Source organism: Pseudomonas sp. GW821-FHT02A11 (assembly GCF_059421985.1).
In genome coordinates this window covers 30,828-56,746 of sequence record NZ_JBWKWB010000023.1, presented here as the reverse complement: position 1 = coordinate 56,746, position 25,919 = coordinate 30,828, and the positions used below count along the sequence as shown (strand labels likewise).

22 protein-coding genes are annotated in these 25,919 nt (G+C 60.8%); 9 read left to right on the top strand and 13 right to left on the bottom strand.

The annotated features are described in order from the left end of the window. Positions 1–178: 178 nt before the first annotated feature. The gene (locus AC07V9_RS24060; protein ID WP_495018137.1) at positions 179–2,356 is read right to left on the bottom strand and encodes a malate synthase G; all 2,178 of its coding nucleotides are present in this window, start codon (positions 2,354–2,356) and stop codon (positions 179–181) included. A gap of 476 nt (positions 2,357–2,832) precedes the next feature. Here AC07V9_RS24060 and AC07V9_RS24055 point away from each other — a divergent pair, with 476 nt between their 5' ends. After that, on the top strand, positions 2,833–3,351 hold the full coding sequence (locus AC07V9_RS24055) for a glycine cleavage system transcriptional repressor (RefSeq protein WP_495018136.1): 519 nt from the start codon (positions 2,833–2,835) through the stop codon (positions 3,349–3,351). Positions 3,352–3,709: 358 nt separating this feature from the next. Here AC07V9_RS24055 and rarD read toward each other — a convergent pair whose 3' ends face one another. The 6 genes from rarD to AC07V9_RS24025 all read right to left on the bottom strand — a co-directional run bounded on the left by rarD (position 3,710) and on the right by AC07V9_RS24025 (position 10,139). Beyond that, complete coding sequence (gene rarD, locus AC07V9_RS24050) at positions 3,710–4,603, bottom strand: EamA family transporter RarD (protein ID WP_495018135.1); 894 nt, start codon at positions 4,601–4,603, stop codon at positions 3,710–3,712. 135 nt (positions 4,604–4,738) lie between these two features. Next, positions 4,739–5,713, bottom strand: coding sequence for a serine/threonine protein kinase (locus AC07V9_RS24045; RefSeq protein WP_495018134.1), 975 nt, complete (start codon positions 5,711–5,713; stop codon positions 4,739–4,741). A 49-nt stretch (positions 5,714–5,762) separates the two neighbouring features. Next, positions 5,763–7,691, bottom strand: a complete 1,929-nt coding sequence (locus AC07V9_RS24040) for a PhoX family protein (protein WP_495018133.1) — start codon at positions 7,689–7,691, stop codon at positions 5,763–5,765. A gap of 105 nt (positions 7,692–7,796) precedes the next feature. Beyond that, the gene (locus tag AC07V9_RS24035; RefSeq protein ID WP_495018132.1) at positions 7,797–8,561 is read right to left on the bottom strand and encodes a TOBE domain-containing protein; all 765 of its coding nucleotides are present in this window, start codon (positions 8,559–8,561) and stop codon (positions 7,797–7,799) included. A 281-nt stretch (positions 8,562–8,842) separates the two neighbouring features. Next, entirely contained in the window at positions 8,843–9,328 is a 486-nt protein-coding gene (locus AC07V9_RS24030) for a YjaZ family protein (RefSeq protein ID WP_495018131.1), read from the bottom strand. 76 nt (positions 9,329–9,404) lie between these two features. Then, a complete protein-coding gene (locus tag AC07V9_RS24025; protein ID WP_495018130.1) occupies positions 9,405–10,139 on the bottom strand; it encodes a double zinc ribbon domain-containing protein in 735 nt (244 codons plus the stop codon). A gap of 108 nt (positions 10,140–10,247) precedes the next feature. Here AC07V9_RS24025 and bioB point away from each other — a divergent pair, with 108 nt between their 5' ends. The 5 genes from bioB (at position 10,248) to bioD (ending at position 14,998) form a co-directional block, all read left to right on the top strand. Then, positions 10,248–11,303, top strand: a complete 1,056-nt coding sequence (gene bioB, locus AC07V9_RS24020) for a biotin synthase BioB (RefSeq protein WP_166595644.1) — start codon at positions 10,248–10,250, stop codon at positions 11,301–11,303. Positions 11,304–11,473: 170 nt separating this feature from the next. Beyond that, the gene (gene bioF / locus AC07V9_RS24015; protein WP_495018129.1) at positions 11,474–12,655 is read left to right on the top strand and encodes an 8-amino-7-oxononanoate synthase; all 1,182 of its coding nucleotides are present in this window, start codon (positions 11,474–11,476) and stop codon (positions 12,653–12,655) included. 1 nt (position 12,656) lies between these two features. Continuing rightward, complete coding sequence (locus AC07V9_RS24010; RefSeq protein WP_495018128.1) at positions 12,657–13,388, top strand: alpha/beta fold hydrolase; 732 nt, start codon at positions 12,657–12,659, stop codon at positions 13,386–13,388. Then, positions 13,381–14,229: a malonyl-ACP O-methyltransferase BioC gene (gene bioC / locus AC07V9_RS24005; RefSeq protein ID WP_495018127.1), complete on the top strand. Its 849-nt coding sequence runs from the start codon at positions 13,381–13,383 to the stop codon at positions 14,227–14,229. Before AC07V9_RS24010 ends, bioC begins: the two co-directional genes overlap by 8 nt. A gap of 88 nt (positions 14,230–14,317) precedes the next feature. Next, positions 14,318–14,998, top strand: a complete 681-nt coding sequence (bioD, locus tag AC07V9_RS24000; RefSeq protein WP_495018126.1) for a dethiobiotin synthase — start codon at positions 14,318–14,320, stop codon at positions 14,996–14,998. 91 nt (positions 14,999–15,089) lie between these two features. Here the strand turns inward: bioD and AC07V9_RS23995 are convergent, their stop codons facing one another. The 6 genes from AC07V9_RS23995 to AC07V9_RS23970 all read right to left on the bottom strand — a co-directional run bounded on the left by AC07V9_RS23995 (position 15,090) and on the right by AC07V9_RS23970 (position 21,593). Then, positions 15,090–16,562 carry an aldehyde dehydrogenase family protein gene (locus tag AC07V9_RS23995; protein ID WP_495018125.1) on the bottom strand — a complete coding sequence of 491 codons (1,473 nt, stop codon included), beginning with the start codon at positions 16,560–16,562 and terminating at the stop codon, positions 15,090–15,092. Beyond that, the gene (locus AC07V9_RS23990) at positions 16,555–17,373 is read right to left on the bottom strand and encodes an ABC transporter permease (protein WP_495018124.1); all 819 of its coding nucleotides are present in this window, start codon (positions 17,371–17,373) and stop codon (positions 16,555–16,557) included. The genes AC07V9_RS23995 and AC07V9_RS23990 overlap by 8 nt, the downstream gene beginning before the upstream one ends. A gap of 1 nt (position 17,374) precedes the next feature. After that, positions 17,375–18,307: an ABC transporter permease gene (locus tag AC07V9_RS23985; protein ID WP_495018123.1), complete on the bottom strand. Its 933-nt coding sequence runs from the start codon at positions 18,305–18,307 to the stop codon at positions 17,375–17,377. Positions 18,308–18,337: 30 nt separating this feature from the next. Beyond that, entirely contained in the window at positions 18,338–19,489 is a 1,152-nt protein-coding gene (locus AC07V9_RS23980) for an ABC transporter substrate-binding protein (RefSeq protein ID WP_495018122.1), read from the bottom strand. Between the two features lie 51 nt (positions 19,490–19,540). Beyond that, the gene (locus AC07V9_RS23975) at positions 19,541–20,677 is read right to left on the bottom strand and encodes an ABC transporter ATP-binding protein (RefSeq protein WP_495018121.1); all 1,137 of its coding nucleotides are present in this window, start codon (positions 20,675–20,677) and stop codon (positions 19,541–19,543) included. Positions 20,678–20,783: 106 nt separating this feature from the next. Beyond that, positions 20,784–21,593 carry a helix-turn-helix transcriptional regulator gene (locus tag AC07V9_RS23970; RefSeq protein WP_495018120.1) on the bottom strand — a complete coding sequence of 270 codons (810 nt, stop codon included), beginning with the start codon at positions 21,591–21,593 and terminating at the stop codon, positions 20,784–20,786. 322 nt (positions 21,594–21,915) lie between these two features. Here AC07V9_RS23970 and AC07V9_RS23965 point away from each other — a divergent pair, with 322 nt between their 5' ends. From AC07V9_RS23965 to AC07V9_RS23955, 3 genes are all read left to right on the top strand, one after another. Continuing rightward, positions 21,916–22,212 (top strand): pyrroloquinoline quinone biosynthesis protein PqqE, encoded by a 297-nt coding sequence (locus AC07V9_RS23965; protein ID WP_495018119.1) that lies wholly within the window; start codon positions 21,916–21,918, stop codon positions 22,210–22,212. A gap of 358 nt (positions 22,213–22,570) precedes the next feature. Continuing rightward, positions 22,571–24,376 (top strand): phenylacyl-CoA dehydrogenase, encoded by a 1,806-nt coding sequence (locus AC07V9_RS23960; RefSeq protein ID WP_495018118.1) that lies wholly within the window; start codon positions 22,571–22,573, stop codon positions 24,374–24,376. 193 nt (positions 24,377–24,569) lie between these two features. Beyond that, positions 24,570–25,865: a GGDEF domain-containing protein gene (locus AC07V9_RS23955; RefSeq protein ID WP_495018117.1), complete on the top strand. Its 1,296-nt coding sequence runs from the start codon at positions 24,570–24,572 to the stop codon at positions 25,863–25,865. Positions 25,866–25,919 lie beyond the last annotated feature (54 nt).

The following is a 25,919-nucleotide window of genomic DNA, read 5'->3' as shown; positions in this document are numbered from 1 at the left end:
AGGAGCGAATTCATTCGCGAGAGGTCGGTACATTCGATACATATTTGTCGGATATAAAACCGCCTCGCGAATGAATTCGCTCCCACAGGTAGACCATTGTTAGTCAGGGAGACTGCGCGACGATGGCAATAAAAAAGGCGGTGTGTCCTTGGACGCACCGCCTTTTTTTATGGCCGGATTACAGGCCGTTCTTGGCCTTGAACTCACGTCGACGGCGATGCAGCACCGGCTCCGTGTAGCCGTTAGGCTGTTGGGTACCTTCGATCACCAGTTCGACCGCTGCCTGGAAAGCGATGTTGCTGTCGAAGTCTGGCGCCAGCGGGCGATACAGCGCGTCGTTGGCGTTCTGACGGTCGACCACCGGCGCCATGCGCTTGAGGCTTTCCATCACCTGCTGCTCATTGACCACGCCATGACGCAGCCAGTTGGCGATGTGCTGGCTGGAGATGCGCAGAGTCGCTCGGTCTTCCATCAGGCCCACATCGTTGATGTCCGGCACCTTCGAGCAACCCACGCCCTGGTCGATCCAGCGCACCACATAACCGAGGATGCCTTGAGCGTTGTTGTCCAGTTCGTTCTGAATCTCTTCAGGGGTCCAGTCAGTATTCGGTGCCAGCGGGATGGTCAGGATGTCATCGACCGCTGCAGGCGCACGCTGCGCCAGTTCGGCTTGGCGCGCGAACACATCGACCTTGTGATAGTGCAACGCATGCAGCGCCGCTGCGGTCGGCGACGGCACCCAAGCGGTGTTGGCACCGGCCAGCGGATGAGCGATTTTCTGCTCCAGCATCGCGGCCATCAGGTCCGGCATGGCCCACATGCCTTTACCGATCTGCGCACGCCCTTGCAGGCCGCACTTGAGGCCGATGTCGACGTTGGAGTTTTCGTACGCGCCGATCCACTTCTCGGCTTTCATCTGCGCCTTGCGCACGACCGGGCCGGCCTCCATGGAGGTGTGGATTTCATCGCCGGTGCGGTCCAGGAAGCCGGTGTTGATGAACACCACGCGCTCGCTGGCTGCCTTGATGCAGGCCTTGAGGTTGACCGTGGTGCGGCGTTCCTCGTCCATGATTCCGACTTTCAGCGTGTTGCGCGGCAGGCTCAGCACATCTTCGATGCGACCGAACAGCTCATTGGTGAACGCCGCTTCTTCCGGGCCGTGCATCTTCGGTTTGACGATGTACAGCGAACCTTTGCGGCTGTTGGCCCGCGAGGTGTTGCCCTTGAGGTTGTGGATCGCCGCGAGGCTGGTCAGCAGGCCGTCAAGAATGCCCTCCGGCACTTCATTGCCTTGGTTGTCGAGGATCGCGTCGATGGTCATCAAGTGACCGACGTTGCGCACGAACAGCAGCGAACGGCCATGCAGCGTCACCGGATCGCCGTTTGGCGAGGTGTAGACGCGGTCCGGGTTCATGGTGCGGGTGAAGCTCGTGCCGCCCTTTGAGACCTCTTCGGACAGGTCGCCCTTCATCAGACCCAGCCAGTTGCGGTAGACCACCACTTTGTCGTCGGCGTCTACGGCGGCGATGGAGTCTTCGCAATCCATGATGGTGGTCAGCGCGGCTTCCATCAGCACGTCTTTGACGCCTGCAGCGTCGGTCTGGCCGACGGGGCTGGTGGCGTCGATCTGGATTTCGAAGTGCAGGCCATTGTGCTTGAGCAGAATGGCGGTCGGTGCCGAGGCGTCGCCCTGGAAGCCAATCAGCTGCGCGTCGTCACGCAGACCGGTGTTGCTGCCGCCCTTCAAGCCGACGATCAGCACGCCGTCGACGATCTTGTAGCTGGTGGAATCGACGTGGGAGCCAGCGGCCAGGGGTGCCGCTTCGTCCAGGAAGGCGCGGGCGAAAGCGATGACCTTGTCGCCGCGAACCTTGTTGTAGCCTTTGCCTTTTTCAGCGCCGCCCGCTTCAGAGATGGCGTCGGTGCCGTACAGCGCGTCGTACAGCGAACCCCAGCGCGCGTTCGAGGCGTTCAGCGCGAAGCGGGCGTTCATCACCGGGACCACCAGTTGTGGGCCGGCCATGGACGCGATTTCTTCATCGACGTTTTGCGTCGTGATCTGGAAGTCCGCCGCTTCTGGCAGCAGATAACCGATTTCCTGCAGGAAAGCCTTGTATGCCGTGGCGTCGTGGGCCTTGCCGGCATTGGACTGGTGCCAGGCATCGATGCGCGCCTGCAAGTCGTCACGTTTGGCGAGCAGGGCTTTGTTCTTCGGCGCCAGCTCGTGGATGAGCTTGTCGGCACCGCCCCAGAATGCGTCGGCCTGGATGCCGGTGCCTGGGAGGGCTTCGTTGTTTACGAAATCCAGAAGGACTTTGGCGACCTGAAGGCCACCGACTTGAACGTGTTCAGTCATTGCTTGCCTCACTCTGCTCAGCTATCTGCGCTTTGTAGCGCTTTCTTGTTTAAGCCATCGACATCGCTGCTCACCCTTGCCAGAACATGCCCTTACGGGCGGCTGGGCCGGGGCCGGATTACCTGAAGGAAAAGACGTCGTGCGCTTTGCAGAACAGGTTTCGATGAGCGGCGATGCTGGGTCAGGCATCTTCCCAACGTTATGTAGTGGACGCGGCGGAATACTACATGATGAGTCGCGGTGTGAAAATCAGGCTAAATATGTCACCGAGCGACTGGATTTTCACGTTCAGTCACGTCGGGGTTACGGATGTTCTCAAAAAACCTGTGAATTGTTCCAGAGAATTATCAAAACCGTACACAAATTGTTTCCTCAGGAAGCATCCGGGCGCAGGGCGAGGTCTTGCCTATACTTGCCCACAGCCGCGCAGGCGCCTGAATCCGCCTTGCGGACCTATAAAACAAAAGGAGTCGACCGTGGATCATCTCATCGTCACCGTTTTTGCCCCGGACAAACCTGGCCTGGTCGAACAGATCGCAGCAACCATTGCAAATCACGGTGGCAATTGGCTGGAAAGCCGTATGACTCACATGGCCGGACAGTTCGCCGGAATTCTTCGCGTGGATGTTCCTGCACAAGCCCACCACGAATTGAGAGATGCCCTACAAGGTTTGTCGGCCCACGGCATTCGCGTGCAATTCGCTGAAATCGGTATCGAGACCGCCTGCAACTGGAAGCCGATCAACATGGAACTGGTAGGCACCGACCGGCCCGGCATCGTGCGGGATGTCACGCGGCTGCTGACCGAGCAGGGGGTCAACGTCGAGCAATTGGTCACCAACGTGGAGCCAGCGCCGATGAGCGGCGAGACGCTGTTCCGCGCCAATGCATTGCTGGGATTGCCGCCGACGTTGTTGCAGGAGGCGTTGCAGAAGCGCCTGGAGACCTTGGCGGATGATTTGATGGTGGAGTTGAAGGTGAAAACGGATGAGTAAATGACCGGCTGACTCACTCCCTGTGTAGGAGCGAATTCATTCGCGATTGGCCTGTACATCCAAAACATATCTATCGAATGTACTGCCGTCTCGCGAATGAATTCGCTCCCACAGTGAAAGAGCCGGATCTGTAGATTTGGCCGATCAGTTATCCCGTTTTTCCTTGAGCCTGCCTGTGGATAACCTGCGAATACTGCCCTGCAGCCCTTTACTCTCAAGGCTTTGCGGTTTTTGATTAAAAAAGCAGCAGATTCAAGGGCTTGTGCACAAATAGCTTGAATGAGGGTGTGGATAACCTGCGTAAAACACGCTGCAGGCCTTACAAAACGCGGCCTGCAGCGTGCTGGTTATTTACTGATCAGTGTTGGGCCTTGCGGCGGATGGACATCCAGGCATCGGCACTGTAGATAATCAGGCCAGCCCAAATGAAGCAAAAGGTCACCACGGTCGCCGATGGCATGTGTTCATCAAACATCAGTACCGCCAGTGAAAGTACCAGCGTGGGCGCGATGTACTGCAGAAAGCCTAGCGTTGCGTACGGCAGATCGCGCGCAGCTGCGTTGAAGCACACCAGGGGAATCAGCGTCACAGGCCCCGCGGCGGCCAGCCAGATCGCTTCGGAAGTCGTCCAGAACTCAGGCTGCGCACTGTGGGCCATCGGATTGAACAGCAGCCAGCCAACGGCCAGTGGCACGAGAATCCAGGTTTCCACCACCAGCCCCGGCAGCGCGGCCACGGGGGCTTTTTTACGAATCAACCCGTAGAAGCCGAAGCTGAACGCCAAGGCCAGTGAGATCCACGGCAAGCTGCCGACTTGCCAGACCTGCTGCAGCACGCCGATCAGCGCGAGGATTACCGCCACCCATTGCAGAGGCCGCAGCCGTTCGCGCAGCAGCACCATGCCCAGCATCACGTTGATCAGCGGGTTGATGAAATAACCCAGGCTGGCCTCGACCATGTGGTTGTTGTTCACCGCCCAGACGTAGATCAGCCAGTTGGCGGCAATCAGCGCACCGCTGCAGGTGAGGATGGCAAGGCGGCGGGGGTTGTCGCGCAGCTCACGCCACCAGCCGGGGTGTTTCCAGACCAGCAACAGCAGCGAGCCGGAAATCGCCGACCAGATGGCCCGGTTGACGATGATTTCCAGCGACGGGACTGAGGCGAGCAGCTTGAAGTAGATCGGGAACAGTCCCCAGATGATGTAGGCGCTGAGGCCCAGGATGTACCCGCGACGCGGGTTGGCAGCTTGCATGGGTGGTCCTTCGGCAAGTTTTTTTATCGTGTGAAACGGGCCAATACGAATCGATTGCCTGTAGCAGCGTGGGGTGCCGGCGGCGTCATGATTCGCATCCGCCGACAAAGCGGCGCTACAGGGTGTTCGATCTTCTTAAAACAGCTTGAGTGGTTCCTCGTTCAACGCCGCCAGCTGTTCGCGCAATGCCAGCACCTGGTCGCCCCAATAGCGTTCGGTGCCGAACCAGGAAAAGCTGCGCGGGAAAGCCGGATCGTCCCAGCGGCGGGCCAGCCAGGCGCTGTAATGCAACAGGCGCAAGGCACGCAAAGGTTCGACCAGCGCCAGTTCGCGCGGGTCGAAATCGTGAAATTCGTTATAGCCGTCCATTAATTCCGACAACTGGCTCAGACAATCCTGACGATCACCGGCAAGCATCATCCAGATGTCCTGCACAGCGGGGCCCATGCGGCAGTCGTCCAGGTCGACGATGTGGAAGATCTCGTCGCGGGTCATCATGTTGCCGGGGTGGCAATCGCCGTGCATACGGATGTTCTGGTGCGGCGTGGCGGCGTAGGCATCTTCCACACGCTTGAGCAGATCCTTGGCCACTGACGAGTAGGCAGGCAGCAGGCTGCGCGGAATCACGTCGTTTTCCAGCAAGTAATTCAACGAGTCCTGACCGAAGTTCTTCACGGCCAGTGCCTCGCGATGCTCAAAAGGCCGCGTGGCGCCGACCGCGTGAATGCGACCCAGCAGCTGACCCAGACGATAGAGCTGGTCGAGGTTGCCCGGCTCCGGCGCACGCCCGCCGCGGCGGGGAAAGAGGGTGAAGCGAAACCCTGCGTGTTCGAACAGGGTCTGGTCGTTGTGGACAAGCGGCGCGACCACCGGGATTTCCACCTCGGCGAGCTCGGCGGTGAAGCTGTGCTCTTCGAGAATCGCCTCGTTGGTCCAGCGGCCGGGGCGGTAGAACTTGGCGATCAGTGGCTGGCCGTCGTCGATGCCGACCTGATAGACGCGGTTCTCGTAGCTGTTGAGCGCGAGAATGCGTGCATCGCTGACAAAGCCGATGCTTTCAACGGCATCCAGTACCAGGTCGGGTGTAAGTGTTTCGAAGGGGTGGGCCATGCTGACTCCTGCGCGCAGCAGGCTGCCGCGTCGGGCCAGCCATGGTAACTCAGGCCCCGATGACCCCACCATCCTCACGCGTGATCACCATCACCGATGACCGCGGTTTGCCGTTCGGCAGATGCTCTGGAAAGGTCGAGCCACCCTTCTCGCCGGGGTGCTGGATGCCGACGAACAGCGCTTTGTAGTCGGGCGCAAAACTGATGCCCGTGACCTCGCAACCCACAGGTCCCACCATGAACCGACGAATCTCGCCGCTCGCCGGGTCCGCGCACAGCATCTGGTTATTGCCCATCCCGGTAAAGTCTCCAGCGTTGGAGTAATCGCCGTCGGTCAGAATCCACAACCGCCCGGCGTTGTCGAATCCCAGGCCGTCAGGGCTGTTGAACATGTTCTGCGGGGTGATGTTGCTGGAGCCAGCTTGCGGTTTGCCGGCATGCACGCCGGGGTTACCCGCGACCACGAACAAGTCCCACGCGAAATCCATCGACGCCGCATCCGATCCAGTCTCCTGCCAACGCAGAATCTGCCCGTACTGGTTCTTCTCGCGAGGGTTCGGCCCGCCCACCGGCTGGCCTTCTTCGCCGCGTTTGACGTTGTTGGTCAGCGTGCAATAGACCTGCCCGTCCTTGGGGCTGACCACGATCCATTCCGGGCGGTCCATGCGCGTGGCCTTTACCACGCTCGCCGCCAGCCGTGCGTGAATCAACACCTCAGCCTGATTGGCAAAGCCGTTCGAGGCATCGATGCCGTTCTTGCCGTGGCTCAGCTCGACCCATCTGCCCTGACCTTTCGGGTGATCGGCGTTGCTGTCGCCATCATCGAACTGCGCGACATACAGGGTGCCGTGATCGAGGAGGTCGCGATTGGCTTTCGGGTTCCTGTGATCGATCTTGTCGCGGCTGATGAACTTGTAGATGAACTCGCCGCGCTCGTCGTCGCCCATGTACACCACCACGCGACCATCTTTGGTTTCGGTGATCGCCGCGTTTTCATGCTTGAAGCGACCCAGCGCGGTGCGTTTGACCGAGGTGGAATTCGGGTCGAACGGGTCGATTTCCACGACCCAGCCGTGGCGATTGAATTCGTTGGGGGTCTTGGCCACGTCGAAGCGCTCGTCGTGCGGGTGCCAGTTCACTTCCTTGCTGGTCGCGACCACACCGTAGCGCTTGGCCGCGGCGTCGAATTTCTGCGCAGGATCGCTGCTGCCGAAGCAGTCAGTGAAGTTCTCCTCGCATGTCAGATACGTGCCCCAAGGCGTCTTGCCGTTGGCGCAGTTCTGGAAGGTGCCGAGAACGGTCCTACCGGTTGGGTCGGCAGCGGTCTTCAGCCATTCATGCCCGGCCGCCGGGCCGCTCAGATGAATTGGCGTGTTGCCGTGCACGCGGCGGTTGTATTTCGAGCCTTGCACGAACGTCCACTGACTGCCTTCGTGCTTCACCTCAATCACCGACACCCCTTCGCTGGCCAGGGCCTTGTGCACGTCTTCGGCGGACTGGGGGTCTTTGCCGTGATCGAACAGATAGCGATAGTTGGTGTATTCGTTGTTGATCGCCATCAGCGCGCGGGTGGCATTGTTGGCGTCGTCGCCGGGAAAGGTGAACAGGCTCATGCCGTCGTTGTTGTCGCCAAACTGCATCTCCTGCGCCTTGGCCGTGCCCCGGCCGCTTGGGTCGAAGGCCGGGCCGCCTGCGTGAAGGGGCTGGCCCCAGCTGATCAGCACGGAAGATTTGTAACCAGCAGGCAGCGTGATGCTGTCGGCGGTGGAAGAGGGGATGCTGTCGAAGCCGAGCAAGGTGCTGTTGCCGGCACTGACGCTGGCCGCCATCACACTGCGGCTGAGCAGGTTGCCGCCCAAAAACATCGCCGCACCACACAGGGCGCCTGCGCTGATGAAACCACGGCGGGTCAGGCCCACCTTGCTGTGCTGCACGAGGTTTTCGAGGTCGGTGGACTGATTTTCTTCTAACAGTTTCATCACGGGCTTCCTGCGGTTTTGGCGCAAACCTTATTCAGCCCGGATGACGCTATTGTGTCCGTCCGATGACGACGCAGGCCCTTTGAGGCGACCTGTGGAAGGAGATTAAAGCGGCGTACCAATCAGCACGTTGGACGGCGCGAACTGCACCTTAGTCTCGCTGCCGGCCTTTATTTTCAAAGCCTTGAGATGATCCGGTTCAGCCACGGCGCACAGCGTTTGACTGCTGGCCAGGCCGATTCTGACCTCGCTGGGGCCGTCTTCGCCGTCGAGAATTTCCTCAATTTCACCGGTCAGGCAATTGTATCCAGGTGTTGCTGGCTGGTCGGACGGCAGCAATTCCAGCCAACTCGCCTTGATCAGTGCGAACACATGGGTGCCTTGTGCCAGTTCCAGACGCAGCGTGCTGTCGTGCGTGATCTGCACATCGATCGACTGACCGCCTGCCAGCGCCAGTTTGATCATGTCGTTGCGCCCGAACGGCGTGATGCTCGACACCTCGCCGTGCAGCTGATTGCGCGCGCTGGTGCGCAACATCAAACGGCCAAGCAGCGCCAGATCGCTGGATTCTTCCGGCGTTTCCAGCAGCTGCGTCTGCAATGCCTGCAAACGCTGATACAGCCGCAACACCCGCTCGCCTTCTTCCGACAACTTCGCGCCACCGCCACCACGCCCGCCAACGCTGCGCTCGACCAGGGGTTTGTGCGCCAGATTGTTCAGCTCATCGATGGCATCCCACGCCGCCTTGTAACTCAACCCCGCGCTCTTCGCCGCCCGCGTGATCGAACCCTGCTCGGCAATATGCTGCAACAAGGCGATGCGATGAGGGCGGCGGACCATGTGTTGCGTGAGGGAGGGGGGTAGGGACATGTCGGGCGATGTTTGTCTTTGGGAGATGAGGGCGGAGTGTAAGCCATAAAAGCTGGAGGCTGTTGTTTGCGTCTGCCGCGGCGGATTAGCCCTGAACACGATTGTTTGATATAGTCGCTGCCGTCGATACAGACCGGAACCTTCGTTGAAGGGGTATCGATTTCGGAGCGAAAGCTCTCCTAGCCCGTGAGCAGGATAAGGTGGCGACACCGAAAGGACAGGCCGATTTCAGATTCAGCAAAAGCCCCGGGTGCGAAAGCTCCGGGGCTTTTTGCTTCCCGTTACACCGACTTCCCCTCGTTACGCTGTTTCAGGATATAGCGCACGTTATAAGGCTTGCCCCTAGGCAAGGAATGGCGGCCCCAGTTTTCAACGACGTAGGCGGAAATCACATGAAGCCGAAGGTAGTTCGTTGTCTGGGCGGGCTTGCTGATCGAGAAGAAGATCGCGTACTCATGCAGGTCCAGGCAAAAGTACCGCTGGCCGCCTTTGCGGCTGTTGTAAGGCACCGCTACGCCGTCGATGAAACGTCTGTCGATATAGTCCCGCAGCTGGCGGCTACAGAAGTATCGCGTGGAGCAAAAATAACGACGTTCGCCTTTATGGACCAGCGCCTCACCGTTGCCCTTGTCGTCGGAAAAACAGTGGAACCCGAACTCGAAGCGGACCGTGAGCGGTTGGCTTGCAACGTCGAAAATCATTTCGAACGGTTGCAGGTGAGCCATGCTTGTTGTGGCTCCATTGATGACCAGATCATTCCATTGCATTGAGGCGGTTGGTGTCCGAGAGCCGAAAGGCGCGCATTGTAGCGCTGCAAAACCTCCAGACCCCGTCTTGAAACATTCAGTCACCAGGCTTCGGCGTCCTCGCCAGACAATACACATCCACAGCCCTCGCCCCCGCCTTCATCAACAGCCGGGCAATCGTGTCAGCCGTGGAGCCTGTGGTCAGCACGTCGTCGATCAAGGCGACGTGCTTGCCCATGACACCCTCAGGCTTCACCAACACAAATGCCTCGCGCAGATTTCGTTTGCGCGCCTTTGCTCCGAGCCCCTGCTGGGCCGGGGTGTCTTTCACGCGTTTGATCAGCCGTTCATCGACGGGCAGCTCCAAAAGAGAGCCCAGCCAGTTCGCCAGCATGGCAGCCTGGTTATAACCGCGCTGGCGCAGTCTCTTGCTGGCCAGAGGCACGGGGATCATCACGTCGGGTTGGCTCAGGCCTTCGTCGAAGCGGTGTTGCAGGGTCTGGGCGAGCAATTCAGCCAGCAATCGGCCAAGCGGCCACTTGCCCTGATGCTTGAAGCGTGTGACCAGCGCGTCGATGGGGAAGTCGTAAAGCCACGGCACGATCACGTCGTTGAACGCGGGCGAGTGGCGGGTGCATTGCGCGCAAGTCAGGCCTGACATCGGCATGGGCAAGGCGCAGCGCTCGCATGAGTCGATCAGCCATGGCAGGTCGCTCTCGCAGGCCGTACAGATGGCGTAAGAGGAGTCTGTCCGTTCATCGCACAATAAACAGATCTGCTCACTTTTTAACCAGATGTAAACCTGATAGTTGTCATGTGGTTGACAGTGCATGGCTCTTCCTTAACTATGCCGAACATCCGTGTTGCACCTGTGGTCTTTCTGGTTTCGCCGATTGAGCGAACCGCCCGGGCAATCGCCAAATACATGAAGGAGCCGCCCATGAGCGCCAGCATCAATGCCACTTTGCGTCACGACTGGACCTTAGCCGAGGTCAGGGCTCTGTTTACACAGCCCTTCAATGACCTGCTGTTTCAGGCGCAAACCGTGCATCGCGCTCATTTCGACGCTAACCGCGTGCAAGTCTCCACCCTGTTGTCCATCAAGACCGGTGCCTGCCCTGAAGACTGCAAGTACTGCCCGCAATCCGGCCACTACAACACCGGCCTTGAGAAAGAAAAACTGATGCAGGTCCAGCAGGTGCTGGAAGAAGCTGCTCGCGCCAAGGCCATTGGTTCGACCCGTTTCTGCATGGGCGCCGCCTGGAAACATCCGTCGGCCAAAGACATGCCGTACGTGCTGGAAATGGTCAAAGGCGTGAAGGCCATGGGCCTGGAAACCTGCATGACCCTGGGCAAGCTCGATCAGGATCAGACCAAGGCGCTGGCGGATGCCGGCCTTGATTACTACAACCACAACCTCGACACCTCACCGGATTTCTACACCAGCATCATCACCACCCGCACCTACAGCGAGCGTCTGCAGACCCTGGCTTACGTGCGCGATGCGGGCATGAAGATCTGCTCGGGCGGCATTCTGGGCATGGGCGAGTCGCTGGACGACCGCGCCAACCTGCTGATCCAGCTGGCCAACCTGCCAGAACACCCGGAATCGGTGCCGATCAACATGCTGGTGAAAGTCGCCGGTACGCCCCTGGCCAACGCCGAAGACGTCGACCCGTTCGACTTCATCCGCATGCTGGCGGTTGCGCGCATCCTGATGCCGCAGTCCCACGTGCGTCTGTCGGCAGGTCGCGAGGCGATGAATGATCAGATGCAGGCCCTGGCGTTCTTCGCTGGTGCCAACTCGATCTTCTACGGCGACAAGCTGCTGACCACTGCCAACCCGCAGGCCGACAAGGACATGCTGCTGTTCTCGCGTCTGGGCATCCAGCCTGAAGCGCGCGAAGAGCACTCGGACGAAGTGCATCAGGCGGCGATCGAGCAGGCGCTGATCGAGCAGAAGAGCAGCGAGATGTTTTACGACGCGGCGGTTTGAGACTGACGCATCACCCTCTGTGGGAGCGAATTCATTCGCGAGGCGGTTTTACATCCGATTAATGTGTATCGAATGTACCGATCTCTCGCGAATGAATTCGCTCCCACAGGGTTCTATGCATCACAGGGAATGAATGGCGTGCCCTTCATCCCGCGACACTCGAGGCCTGCATGTCTTTCGATCTGAGCGCACGTCTCGCTGCCCGTCGTGCCGAACATCTCTATCGCCAACGCCCGCTGCTGCAGAGCCCCCAAGGCCCTGAAGTGGTAGTCGATGGCACGCCGTTGCTGGCTTTCTGCAACAACGACTACCTGGGCCTGGCCAATCATCCCGAGATCATCAAGGCCTGGAAAACCGGCGCCGAGCGCTGGGGTGTGGGCGGCGGCGCGTCGCATCTGGTGATCGGCCACAGTACGCCGCACCATGAACTTGAAGAAGCCTTGGCCGATCTCACGGGCCGCCCTCGCGCCTTGCTGTTTTCCAACGGCTACATGGCCAACCTTGGTGCCGTGACTGCGCTGGTGGGGCAGGGCGATACCGTGCTGGAAGACCGCCTCAACCATGCCTCGTTGCTCGATGCCGGCTTGCTCAGCGGCGCGCGTTTTTCCCGTTATCTGCACAACGACCCTGACAGCCTGAACACGCGGCTGGAGAAGGCCGTGGGCGATACGCTGGTGGTCACCGACGGTGTGTTCAGCATGGACGGCGACATCGCTGACCTGCCTGCCCTGGCCAAGGTCGCCAAGGCCAAGAATGCCTGGCTGATGGTCGACGATGCCCACGGTTTCGGCCCGCTGGGGGCAAACGGAGCGGGCATCGTCGAGCACTTCGGTTTGAGCATGGATGACGTGCCGGTGCTGATCGGCACCCTTGGCAAATCCTTCGGTACCGCAGGCGCGTTCGTCGCCGGTAGCGAGGAGCTGATCGAGACGCTGATCCAGTTCGCTCGCCCCTACATCTACACCACCAGCCAGCCACCCGCCCTGGCCTGCGCCACGCTGAAAAGCCTCGAACTGCTGCGCACCGAACATTGGCGTCGCGAGCATTTGCGTGCGTTGATCAAGCAATTTCGCGACGGTGCCCAAGCGATGGGCCTTGAGCTGATGGACAGCTTCACGCCGATCCAGCCGATCCTCATCGGCAGCAGTGACCGCGCTTTGCGCCTTTCACAAATGTTGCGCGAGCGCGGCCTGATGGTTACCGCGATCCGCCCGCCCACCGTGCCTGCGGGCAGCGCGCGTTTGCGCGTCACCTTGTCTGCGGCCCACAGCGAAGCCCAGGTGCAGCTATTGTTGCAAGCACTGGAGCAGTGCTACCCGCTGCTGGGCGAACATGAATCGGTGGAGCCATAACATGCGTGATCGCTTGATCCTGCTGCCGGGCTGGGGGCTCGGCGTCTCGCCCTTGGAGCCACTGGCTGCGGCGTTGCGCGGCCTGGACGAACACCTGCGGGTCGAGATCGAACCGCTGCCGGATTTGTACACTGACGACCTCAATGAATGGCTTGACGAGCTGGACGCGACCCTGCCGGATAACGTCTGGCTGGGCGGCTGGTCGCTCGGTGGCATGTTGGCGGCCGAGCTGGCCGCGCGACGTGGCGAGCGTTGCTGCGGGCTGGCGACTTTTGCCAGCAACGTCTGCTTCGTCGCCCGCAGCCAGTGGCCGAACGCGATGCCGCAGACCGATTTCGATGCGTTCATTGCTGGCTGCAAGGCTGACTTTGACACAACCCTCAAGCGCTTCAGCTTGCTGTGCGTGCAAGGCGCCGAAGAGCCACGCGCGTTGTCGCGGCAGCTCAAGGCCGGCGCCCCCCATGGCACCAGCAACAGCTTGATCGAAGGCCTGAAGCTGCTCGAACAGATGGACACCCGCGCCGCGCTGCAGGCCTACCGTGGCCCGCAGTTGCACCTGTTCGGTGGCCTTGATGCACTGGTGCCCGCCGAAGCGTCGGCCGATCTGCTCAATCTCTTGCCTGACATCGAAGTCGGCGTGATCGAGCAGGCCAGCCACGCGTTCATCCTGGAAAACCCACACGGCGTGGCCGCAGCGGTCCAGGCGTTCCTACATGAGTCCGGTGATGACTGATCTTTCCCACTGTGCGGTGCTCAAGGCCGTGAAACAGCAACAGGCGACAACCGAAAGCCGTCTGCCGGACAAGCGTCAGGTGGCGGCGTCCTTCTCCAAGGCAGCGGCCAGTTATGACAGCGTCGCCGAGTTGCAGCGCGCCGTCGGCACCGAGCTGATGTCGCGCCTGCCTGAGATGGCGCCTGCCCGCTGGCTCGACCTGGGCAGCGGCACCGGGTATTTCAGTCGCGTGCTGGCAGAGCGTTTCCCTCAAAGCGAAGGTCTTGCGCTGGACATCGCCGAAGGCATGCTCATCCACGCACGTCCACTCGGCGGCGCGCAACATTACGTGGCGGGCGACGCCGAAAACCTGCCGCTGCGCGATGCCAGCGTCGAGCTGATGTTCTCGAGCCTGGCGGTGCAGTGGTGCTCGAATTTCGCCGCGGTACTGGAGGAGGCCAAGCGCGTCCTGCAGCCCGGCGGGGTGTTCGGTTTCGCCAGCCTGTGCGTCGGCACGTTGTACGAGCTGCGAGACAGCTGGCAGGCCGTGGACGGCATGGTGCATGTGAATCGCTTTCGCGCGTTCGAGAACTATCAGCAGCTGTGCGCCGCCAGCGGTTTGCAGGTGCGCAGCCTGAATGTATTGCCCCATGTGTTGCATTACCCGGACGTGCGCAGCCTGACCCACGAATTGAAGGCATTGGGTGCCCACAACATCAATCCGGGGCGTCCAGGGGGATTGACGGGTCGAGCGCGAATTTCTGCGTTGATCGAGGCGTATGAGGGCTTCCGACAGGAAAAAGGCCTGCCTGCGACCTATCAAGTGGTTTACGCCGTGCTGGAAAAACCGGCGGCTGTTTAAAAAATGACCGGATTTACCAGCGCCGTTCGTGCGAGCGCTATAGTGAGTGAGCAACAGTTTGAAAAAATCTGAACGGATGGTCGCCAAGATGAGTGCTGCGTATTTCATCACGGGAACCGATACCGACGTGGGCAAGACCACCATTGCCACGGGGCTGCTGTATGCGGCGCGACAATCCGGACTGAGCACGGCGGCGGGCAAGCCCGTGGCCTCGGGCTGCGATGTGAAGCCCAAGGGCCTGCGCAACTCCGACGCCGTCGCGCTGCGTGCCGAATGTTCGGTGGAATTGACCTACAACGAGGTCAACCCGGTTGCCTTCGAGCCCGCCATTGCCCCGCATCTGGCGGCGCGCGAGGCCGGCGTCGCACTGACCGTACAATCGCTGCTCGGCCCGATGCGCCACATTCTGGAAAAACAGGCGGATTTCACCCTGATCGAAGGCGCGGGCGGCTGGCGCGTGCCGTTGGCCGATCAGGCCAACCTGTCGGACCTGGCGATTGCGTTGAAACTGCCGGTGATTCTGGTGGTGGGCGTGCGTCTGGGCTGCATCAGCCACGCGCTGCTGACCGCCGAAGCCATCGCCAACGACGGCCTGCAACTGGCGGGTTGGGTGGCCAACATCATTGATCCGAAGACGTCGCGTCTGGAAGAAAACCTCGCCACCCTCGCCGAACGCCTGCCTGCGCCATGCCTGGGGCGTGTGCCTCATATGAAGAAGGCCACGGCGGAAAGGGTGGCTGAGCATTTGCATCTGGAGTTGCTGGATTAAGCCGCTATCGCTCGAATTGGGGACGGGCGATATCCGCTTCTGCCCGGCCCTGCGGCCAGAATCAAGAGTCCCCGCGAAACGTGAGCCTGGTTCATTTGATATACCACCCCCACGGCTGCTCACTGACGTACTCCGTCACCTGCTTGACCTCAAGGTAGTTATCCAGCCCCCACTGCCCTAACTCGCGACCGATCCCACTGTGCTTCATCCCGCCCCACGGCGCTTCGACGAAGGTCGGTTGTGAGCAGTTGACCCAGACAATCCCTGCCCGCAGCTGATTGGCCACTCGCGTAGCCCGCTGCGGATCTGCGCTCATCACGGCGGCGGCCAGACCAAAACGGCTGGCGTTGGCCATTTGCACGGCCTGCGCTTCGTCCTTGAAGCGTTTGATACACAGCACCGGGCCGAAGATTTCATCGCCCCAGATGCTGCTGTTGTGCGCCGGTTCGTCGAAGATCGCAGGCTCCATGAAATAACCCTGCGACAAATGTGCCGGCCGTTTCCCACCGGTGAGCAGCTTCGCGCCGCTGGCCTTGCCCTGATCGACGAAGCCCAGCACTTTCTCGTACTGCCCGCGACTGACCAGCGGGCCCAGCAATACGCCGGGCTCAAGGCCCTGGCCGATGCTGATCTTGCGTGTTTCCTCGACCAATCGTTCGATCAGACGTGGTGCGATGCGCTCCTGCACCAGCAAACGGGAGGTTGCGCTGCAGACCTGACCCTGATTCCAGAAAATTCCGAACAGAATCCATTCAACCGCTGCGTCCACGTCGGCATCGTCGAACACGATAAAAGCCGACTTGCCCCCCAGTTCCAGGCTGATGTTCTTGATATCGCTGGCCGCCGCCGACATGATTTTCGAGCCCGTGGGAACGCTGCCGGTGAAGGCCAGTTTGTCGACGCCGGGGTGCAGCGTCAGCGGGCTGCCCGCATCGGCGCCCAAGCCTGTGACGATGTTCAGCACGCCCGCAGGCAGGCCGATACGATCGGCAGCCCCCGCCAGTTCCAGCGCCGTGAGCGGGGTCAGTTCCGAGGGCTTCAACACGACCGTGGCGCCCGCCGCCAGGGCAGGCGCGACTTTCCAGGCGGCCATTAGCAGCGGGTAATTCCATGGAATGATCTGCCCGGCGACACCAATGGGCTCCAGCCGGGTGCGGCAGCGAAAGCGCGCATCGGGCAGGGCGAGGGGCTGGTCCTGTCGGCCATCGAGTTCCCGCGCCAGCCCCGCGTAATAGCGAAAGCAGGCAACCGCATCGCCGATGTCCCACTGCGCTTCGGGCAGTGGCTTGCCGTTGTCGCGTACTTCGAGGATGGCCAGTTCGTCCTGCGCGTCTTGCAACTCATCGGCCAGCGCTTCCAGCCAGACCGCCCGCTCTGCGCCTCTGGTCTGTCCCCAGTCGCTGTCGAAGGCGCGTCGGGCTGCGCGCACGGCGTGGTCGATGTCTTCCTCGGTGCCCGCTGCCACCCGTTGCAGGACCTGCTCGGTCGCAGGGTCGATGACGTCCATGTAGCCACCAAGATCGGGGCTGACCCACTCGCCGTTGATGTACAACTGATCACGCATGTGAGGCTCCTGTGCGGCGATTCTGCAAGTAACGGGAGGTGAACAGCAGCGCCAGCGAAGCGCAGATGATCACGGTGGAAACGGCGTTGATTTCCGGGGTCACGCCGCGCCGGATCGACGAGAAGATGTAGATTGGCAGCGTGGTTTCAGGGCCGGCGACGAAGAAGGCGATGATGAAGTCGTCGAAACTGAAGGTGAACGCCAGCAGGAAGCCCGCCATGATGGCGGGGGTGATCTGCGGCAGCGTCACGCGCCAGAAGGTTTCCAGCGGCGGCGCGTAGAGATCGGCGGACGCTTCCTGCAGGGCCTTGTCCAGTGAGTCGACGCGGCTGCGCACGATCACCATCACCAGCGCCATGGTGAACAGCGAGTGGGCTGCGACCACCGTGAAGAAGCCCATGTTCAGCTTCGGCAGGCTCGGCATCAGTTGCGCGAGCAGCGGGTTAATGACGTCGAACACGCTGATGAAGGCGATCAGCGTCGAAATGCCAATGACGATGCCGGGGATGATGATGGCGCAGTAGGTCAGCGCGTCGAACATCAGCCGAACCTTCTTGCCGGCGCGTTGCAGGCCGAACACCGCAAGGGTGCCGAACAGCGTCGCCAGCACCGCCGAGCAACTGGCGATCAACGCGCTGTTACCTAGGGCCTCCATGATGAACGGGTTGCTGAACGCGCGACCGAACCACTGCACCGAGCAGCATTCGAAGGCCAGGCCGCTGCGCCCGGCGTTGAAGCTGAACAGCATGATCAGTGCGATGGGCAGGTAGAGAAACAGGTACAGCGAGGTCGAGTAGGTGCGCAGCCACATGTCAGAGCGCTCCTTCGCCAGGTTTGCCGCCGTAGCGGGCCACCAGTTTGAGGTAGACGCCGATGATCAGCAGCATGATCGCCACCAGCGTCATCGCCAGGGCGCTGCCGAATGGCCAATTGCGCGATTGCAGGAACAGGTCCACCAGTGCGTTGCCGACGAAGAACACCTTGCCGCCGCCGAGCACGGCAGGAATCAGGAACTCGCCCATCAGCAGAATGAACACCAGCATCACGCCGGTAATGATCCCCGGCGCCGACAGCGGCAGCGTGATGCGCCGCAAGCTCTCGAAGGCGCTGGCGCCGAGGTCCGCCGAGGCTTCGAGCAGGCGCTTGTCGAGTTTTTCCAGGCTGACGTAGATCGGGAACACCATCAGCGGCAGGTAGCCATAGACGATGCCGATCAGCACGGCGTACGGGGTGTTGATCAGGCGCACGTCGTCCAGCCCGATGCTGGCGAGCAACGCGGGAATGCCCTTGCCGCTGAGGATGAAAATCCATGCGTAGGTGCGAATCAGGAAGCTGGTCCAGAACGGTACGATCACCAGCGTCAGCAACAGCGAGCGGCTTCGTCCGGCCTTGACCGCGAGAAAGTAGGCCAGCGGGTACGCCGCCAGCAAGCACACCAGGGTCCCGAGCGGCGCCAGCACCAGCGTGTTGCTGAAGGCTGCGGCGCGCGAGCCGAGGTTGAGATAGTTGGCCAGCGTCAGGCCGCCGGCATAGCCGCCGACGGCACTGCGTTCGCCAAAACTGAAGACCAGAATGTTCACCAGCGGCATCACCAGAAGCAGCAGGAACCACAAGGTCGACGGCAGCAGCATCAGCAGCGTGATCCGGCGCCCCAGGCTGCGCCGCTTGTGCTGCGCGCGCTGAGTGTCGGCGTCGGACACGCTGGCGTCGGCGTGCTGCGCGGCCGGATTAATGACAGCATCCATGTGCGGTTCCTTATGGCTCATCACGGCAGGTCATGCGGACTTGAAGCGCGCCATCAGTTCGGCGCGCAGCGGACTGGTCAGCGTCGCGGCGGCGCCGAATTCCAGCGGACTCAAATGCTCGGCAGCGGGGTACATGATCGGGTCGTTGAGCATGGCGGCCGGCAGCAACGCATCGACGCGCTTATCACCGCTCGGGTAGCCGTGGCTCAGCACTTCCAGCTTGTTGTGCTGTGGGTCGAGAAGGTAATTGATGAAGGCATATGACGCGTCCTTGTGTTCGGCGCTTTTCGGGATCGCGAAGAAGTCACTCCACAGCTCGCCGCCTTCCTTGCCCAACGCGTAGACCATTGACGGAATGTCGCGGTGCAGCTGCGAGGCGTCGCCCGTCCAGGACATCGCCAGAATTGCATCGCCGCTGCGCATCGACGGCTGGATGTCGGAGTTGATCGCGAACAGGTGCGGCTTGACCTCGATCAGCAGCTTTTCGGCGTCGGCGAGCTCTTTCGGGTCCAGCGAGTTAAAGCTGTAGCCGAAGGACTTCAGTGCGTTGCCGATCGCGGTCAGCTGGTAATCGTGGACCATGGTGCGGCCGTCGGCCTGATCCCTGGCCAAGGCCCAAAACTCTTTCCACGACGTCGGTTTGGCCTTGAGCTTGGCGCTGTCGTAAGCCATGCCGGTGGTGCCCCAGTTTTTCGGCACAGCGTACACCTTGCCGTCGACGGTGCCTTGGGCCATGAATTTTTCCTGAAAGGCTGCGGCGTCGAAATTGGGAATGCGCGACAGGTCCAGCGGCTCGATCAAACCCAGTTTCACGTAAGTGCTGATGGTGTAGTTGGTCGGCACCAGCACGTCCCAGCCACTGCCGCCGGCCTGCAGTTTGGCGAGCATCTCTTCGTTGGAGCCGAACACGCTCATGGCCACGCGGGCGCCGGTGGTCTTGGCGAAGTTATCGAGGTTTTCCTGGCTGTGATAGTTGGGCCAGGTCGCCAGACCCAGACGGTCGCCGATGTTCTGGTCGGCCCCCAGGGCGCTGGCGCTCGAGCTGCCTGCCAGCAGCCCCGGCATGTTGGTGGCGACCACCGCGGCGGCAATGCCAAGACCGGTGCGGCCGAGGAAATCGCGGCGTGTGATCGAGCCGTTCTGCCAACTGCGCATCGTCTTGATAAAGGTCTTCTGGTCCATGGCATTTTCCCCGTCTGATAAATGGTCTGATCGTTAGAGTTGCTTCGCGTATTACAGAGCCATGGCCAAGCCGTTGGCGTTGTTCCAGCCCACCTGCACGGCCTCTCCGTGTTCGAAGCCTGCGTTATCGAACGCCCCTTGAGCGCCTGCGCCGTGTTGACGCGGCACGCGCACACAGACGATGCCGAACGGCTGCGTGCGTACGCGGTATTCGGTGATGTTGCCCAGATAGATGCGGTCTTCGACGCAACCGTCCAGGGTCACGTCGCGCCCTTGCAGGCGGCCTTGGGCAGCGATGTCGATCAGCTCCGGACGCACCGCGATGCAGCCTTCGCTGTTGGCGCTCAAGGTGCTGCCGTTTGGCGTCAGCGGGCTGCTCAGCTCGATGCCTTGGGCGGTGCGCAGTAGTGCCGAGTTGCCCTGCACGTGACGCACGGTGCCGTTGAACAGGTTCGATTCGCCGATGAAATCGGCCACGTAACGGGTGGCGGGGGCTTCGTAGAGTTGTTCGGGGGAGGCGGTCTGAATGATCGAGCCGCTGTGCATGACGCTGATGCTGTCGCTCATCGACAGCGCTTCTTCCTGATCGTGGGTCACCAACACGAAGGTGATGCCGACTTCCCGCTGCAGGCGCAGCAATTCGGACTGCATTTCCTTGCGCAGCTTGCGGTCCAGAGCAGCCAGCGGTTCGTCGAGCAGCAGCACCGTGGGCTTGTTCACCAGCGCTCGTGCAAGGGCCACACGCTGTTGCTGCCCGCCCGACAATTCGCTCGGCTTGCGATGCCCCAGGCCCGACAGGCGCACCATTTCCAGCGCTTCATCGGCGCGGCGTTGCTGTTCTTTTTTATCCGGGCGAGGGGTGAGGTAACGCAGGCCGTAGGCGATGTTTTGCGACACAGTCATGTGCGGAAACAACGCGTAATGCTGGAAGACCATGTTCACCGGACGCTGATAGGCCGGCACGCCCGCGACGTTCTTGCCCGCCAGGCGGACTTCGCCGAGAGTCGGCTGATCGAAGCCGGCGATCATGCGCAGGGTGGTGGTCTTGCCGCAGCCCGAGCCGCCGAGGAAGGAGTGAAAGGTCCCGCGCTTGACCTGAAAGCTCAGGTTGTTCACGGCCTTCAGGTTGCCGTAGTGCTTCTCGACGTTGCAGAACTCGATATCGTTTTCGTGGCGATGGTCGGTCATTAAAGGCTCTCGCATTCCAGTGCAGGGTTCGCTGCGATGGAGGCCAAACTAACAACCGCTGTTTTGCGCTGTATATATCCCTTGGGGGATAGAGGTCGTTCTTGGGTCAGGCCGTGGCTGCGATATCGGGGCCTGTCAGCTCGCGAATGAACAGTCCCAGTAGCTCGGCCTGACTGCCGATGCCGAACTTGGCGTAGATGTTCTTGCGATGGATTTTCACGGTCCCCGGACTGATCGAAAGCTGTTCGGCCACCGACGCGCTGGAGTGGCCGCGCAACAGCAGGCGTACGATTTCCTGCTCACGACCTGTGAGAATGTGGTTGCCGAAATGATCGAAAGCGGCGTGCACCTTGAAGTCCAGATCTTGCGCTGAGCGTGGCTGTTGCGCGCGCTGCTGGCGCCAGGCTTCAACGATGACCTGTTCGACGATGGCCTGCGCGCACTCCATCAATTGCAGTTCATCGCGACTGAACGCCGAACTCGCCGTGGCCCGCATCAGCGACAGCACAGCCATTGCATCACCACCCAGGTCGACGAAAAACGCGACCTCTTCGGCCAGCCCGGTTTGCTGGTAATACGCCAGGTAGTACTCGCTTAGGTAGAAGTGGTCCGGCGCGAACTGACGCAAACGCCATAGCCCCGGCTGCTGCCTGCGGGTGCAGGCCAGATAGAACGGGTCGAGCAGATAGGGGCCGCATTGATAGTCGTCGACGTATACGCGGCGTTTGTCCGGCGGGAAGGTGTCGAACAGCGCGAGGGGGCGATGATTGCCTTCGTAGACGAACAGCACGAAGTGATCGACCGGTGCGATCTGTTTCAGCCATTGGCTCAGACCGCCCAGCCGCGCGCCGCCTCCCGGCAGGTCGAGCAGGTGGGCGATTCCGCTGGTCCAGTGTTTCAGTTCCTTTGGGCGCATGATGCGTTCGCGGTCGAATCCGTGAGAGGGGCACTTCAGCACAGGATGCAGGATGTGCGCCACTGCACAATTCAGGGGCTTGGGGGCGGCGTTGTGGGGATAAAGTGGTTAAGGTGCCTATACGAATTGTTTCGGGATGCACCGTTTTCAGGCATGACCTGTCACCCGTTGCCACGCGGTAACGACTCAGCAGCCCTTCTGGCCGCGTCTATCAGCAGGCCCGATGCCATTAGTCTTTTTGCCGAGTGTTTCACGGCTGACACTGATTTAATGGCACTGTTCGTTTTTTGAACTGTTCGCTTTTTGAACAAAGGACACGCTCATGCAAATCTCGTTGAACAACACGCTGTACCCAGGCTTGAGTGCTATTCAGGTTGGGCAGGACCGTGTCGATCAGGCCGCCACGCAGTTGGCCAGCCCGGCGACCGAAGTGTCCGGCCGCAGCCAGTCTTCCGACTTTCAGCTTGAGCGTTTGCGCTCGGTCGAGCGTCCGGACCGTTCGGATTTGGCCAGTAATGTGGTCGAGATGGAGCAGGGTCTGCTTCAGGTCAAGGCCGGCGTCAAAGTCGAAAAGGCCAGCGACGAAATGCTCGGCACCCTAATCGATACTTACGCCTGACCCCTCTTTAACGTGCGCTTCGGCACACGTCTTCGTTGTGCGCGTTCTTTCTGAATACCGCCTTATCACGCGACCGAATCGCCGCCTTCCCACGCGCGTTTCAGACCGTTCGTTCAACTAGACTCAACCTCATGACGCGCTACGTTCTGCCCTGTGGAAAGTGTGCGGCTGCATGCCGTTTTTCGCATGCACGATGAAAGGTTCATGACCCACCCTTGACAAGCCCATGGGCGTAAACGTATGTTTCAAACACCTGTTTGACCCTCGAACAACAATCAGATCTCGAGGGGCGGGGCCAGTCCCCACAGTGACCCGACGGTCATCCAATTCCAGGATTCATCAGCAGAGGTTTATCGCTATGCCTGACTACAAGGCCCCCTTGCGTGATATTCGCTTCGTTCGTGACGAGCTGCTCGGCTACGAAGCGCACTATCAGAGTCTGCCAGCCTGCCAGGACGCCACGCCTGACATGGTCGACGCCATTCTCGAGGAAGGCGCCAAGTTCTGTGAGCAGGTACTGGCCCCGTTGAACCGCGTGGGTGACATCGAAGGCTGCACCTGGAGCGAGTCTGGCGTTAAGACCCCGACTGGCTTCAAGGAAGCGTACAAACAGTTCGTTGAAGGCGGCTGGCCAAGCCTGGCCCACGACGTCGCCCATGGTGGTCAGGGCCTGCCTGAGTCGCTGGGTCTGGCGGTCAGTGAAATGGTCGGCGAAGCCAACTGGTCGTGGGGCATGTACCCAGGCCTGTCCCATGGCGCGATGAACACCATCTCCGAGCACGGCACCCCTGAGCAGCAAGAGGCTTACCTGACCAAGCTGGTGTCGGGCGAGTGGACCGGCACCATGTGCCTGACCGAACCACACTGCGGCACTGACCTTGGCATGCTGCGCACCAAGGCCGAACCTCAGGCGGATGGTTCGTACAAGGTGTCCGGCACCAAGATCTTCATTTCTGCTGGCGAACACGACATGGCCGATAACATCGTCCACATCGTGCTGGCGCGCCTGCCCGATGCGCCTGCGGGCACCAAAGGCATCTCGCTGTTCATCGTTCCGAAATTCCTGCCGGCTGCCGATGGCAGTGCAGGTGAGCGCAACGCGGTGAGCTGCGGCTCGCTGGAACACAAGATGGGCATTCACGGCAACGCCACCTGCGTAATGAACTTCGACGGCGCCACCGGTTTCCTGATCGGCCCGCCGAACAAAGGCCTGAACTGCATGTTCACCTTCATGAACACCGCACGTCTGGGTACTGCGCTGCAAGGTCTGGCCCACGCCGAAATCGGCTTCCAGGGCGGCCTGAAATACGCTCGCGAACGCCTGCAGATGCGCTCCCTGACTGGCCCGAAAGCGCCGGACAAAGCCGCTGACCCGATCATCGTTCACCCCGACGTGCGTCGCATGCTGCTGACCATGAAAGCCTTCGCCGAGGGCACTCGCGCGATGGTTTACTTCACCGCCAAGCAGGTCGACATCGTCAAATACAGCGACGACGCTGAAGCCAAGAAGCAAGCCGATGGCCTGCTGGCCTTCATGACCCCGATCGCTAAAGCCTTCATGACCGAAGTCGGTTTCGAGTCCGCCAACCACGGCGTGCAGATCTACGGCGGCCATGGCTTCATCGCCGAGTGGGGCATGGAGCAGAACGTTCGCGACAGCCGGATTTCGATGCTGTACGAAGGCACTACCGGCGTTCAGGCCCTCGACCTGCTCGGTCGTAAGGTGTTGATGACCCAAGGTGAAGCGCTGAAGGGATTCACCAAGATCGTGCACAAGTTCTGCCAGGGTCAGGAAGGCAATGAGGCGGTCAGCGAGTTCATCGCACCGCTGGCTGCGTTGAACAAGGAGTGGGGCGAACTGACCATGAAGGTCGGCATGGCCGCCATGAAAGATCGCGAAGAAGTCGGCGCCGCTTCGGTGGATTACCTGATGTTCTCCGGTTACGTCTGCCTGGCCTACTTCTGGGCTGACATGGCGCGTCTGGCAGCCGAGAAGCTGGCAGCGGGCACTACCGAAGAAGCGTTCTACACCGCCAAGCTGCAGACTGCCCGCTTCTACTTCCAGCGCATCCTGCCGCGTACCCGCACGCACGTTGCGGCCATGCTGTCGGGCGCGAACAACCTGATGGACATGAACGAAGAGCACTTCGGCCTGGCTTACTAAGCCACCGGCTGGTTTTTACCTCAAAGCCGCTTGCCCTTCGGGGCCGGCGGCTTTTTTGTGTCCGCAATAAAACCCTGTAGGAGCGGTGTCCGCAAAAAGAGTGATCCAACGCACAATTTCTCCTCATCAAATCTGTTATCCGGCCGATACAGGCACAATGCCATTTGATTTGAACGAGTAGGAGATCGTCCTCTTGCTGCGCCCTTCCGCCGCACGTATCAGCCATTTCTTACCGTCCCTGGGGCTGTTGATCGCCGGGCTCGCGGCTGCTTACGTGAAGGACCTCAACGTGTTCTTTACCTCCCTGTTCAACGTACTGCCAACGTTGGTCCTGTTGCTGGGCGGCGCGTATTGCGGCGTTTACAAGCGTCAGCGCGAGCTGTTCCTGATGATCACGGTGTACATCGCTTACTTTCTGCTCGACACCCAAACCGATTACTACCGCGATAACGGAAAAGTCCGAGAGGATGCCGCGGTGGTGTTCCACCTGTGCTGTCTGCTGTTGCCGGTCATGTACGGGCTATTTGCCGCTTGGGAAGAACGCACCCATCTGGTACAGGACCTGGTCGCCAGGCTTGCCGTGATTGTGGCAGTCGGCGGCGTCGCGCTGGGGCTTGAACAGAGCTTTCCGGAGAGCCTGCTCGCCTGGCTGGCCGATATTCGCTGGCCTGCGCTGCATGGCGAGTGGATGAGCCTGATCCAGCTGTCCTACGCGACGTTCCTGGTCGCCTTTGGCGTGCTGATTACCCAATACATCCGCAAGCCGCGTCCGCTGCACGCCGCGCAATTGGTGGGTTTGCTCGGAATGTTCTGGGCGTTGCCGAAAACCTTCATCCTGCCGTTCACGCTGAACATCATGTGCAGCCAGGTCATGCTGATGATTGCCGCAGGGGTCGCCCACGAGGCCTATCAGATGGCCTTCCGCGATGAGCTCACCGGGTTGCCGGGCCGCCGCGCGCTCAACGAGCGGATGCAGCGTCTGGGACGCAATTACGTGCTGGCGATGAGTGACGTCGACCATTTCAAGAAATTCAACGACACCCACGGCCACGATGTCGGCGACCAAGTGCTGCGTCTGGTCGCGAGCAAACTGTCGAAGATCACCAACGGCGGCGGTCGTGCCTACCGTTACGGCGGGGAAGAGTTCGCCATCGTCTTCGCGGGCAAAACCCTGGAAGAGTGCATGCCGCACCTGGAAGTGATCCGCGAAACCATCGCCAACTACGCCATCCATTTACGCAATCAGGACAACCGGCCGCAGGACGATCAGCAAGGTCGCCAGCGTCGTGCAGGCTCTCAGGCGTCCACCGTTTCGGTGACGGTGAGCATTGGCGTTGCCGAGCGCCAGCCCGAGCATCGCAATCCTGAAGAGGTGCTCAAGGCCGCCGACCAGGCGCTGTATGCCGCCAAAGGCGCGGGTCGAAACTGTGTCGTCGCGCACGGTCAGACCAACAAGCGCGGTGCTGTCAGAATGGCTGCCGCCAGCTAAGTCCCATTTCCTTTTTCTGTGTAATCAAAGGCTTTCGCACCTGTGCGAAGGCCT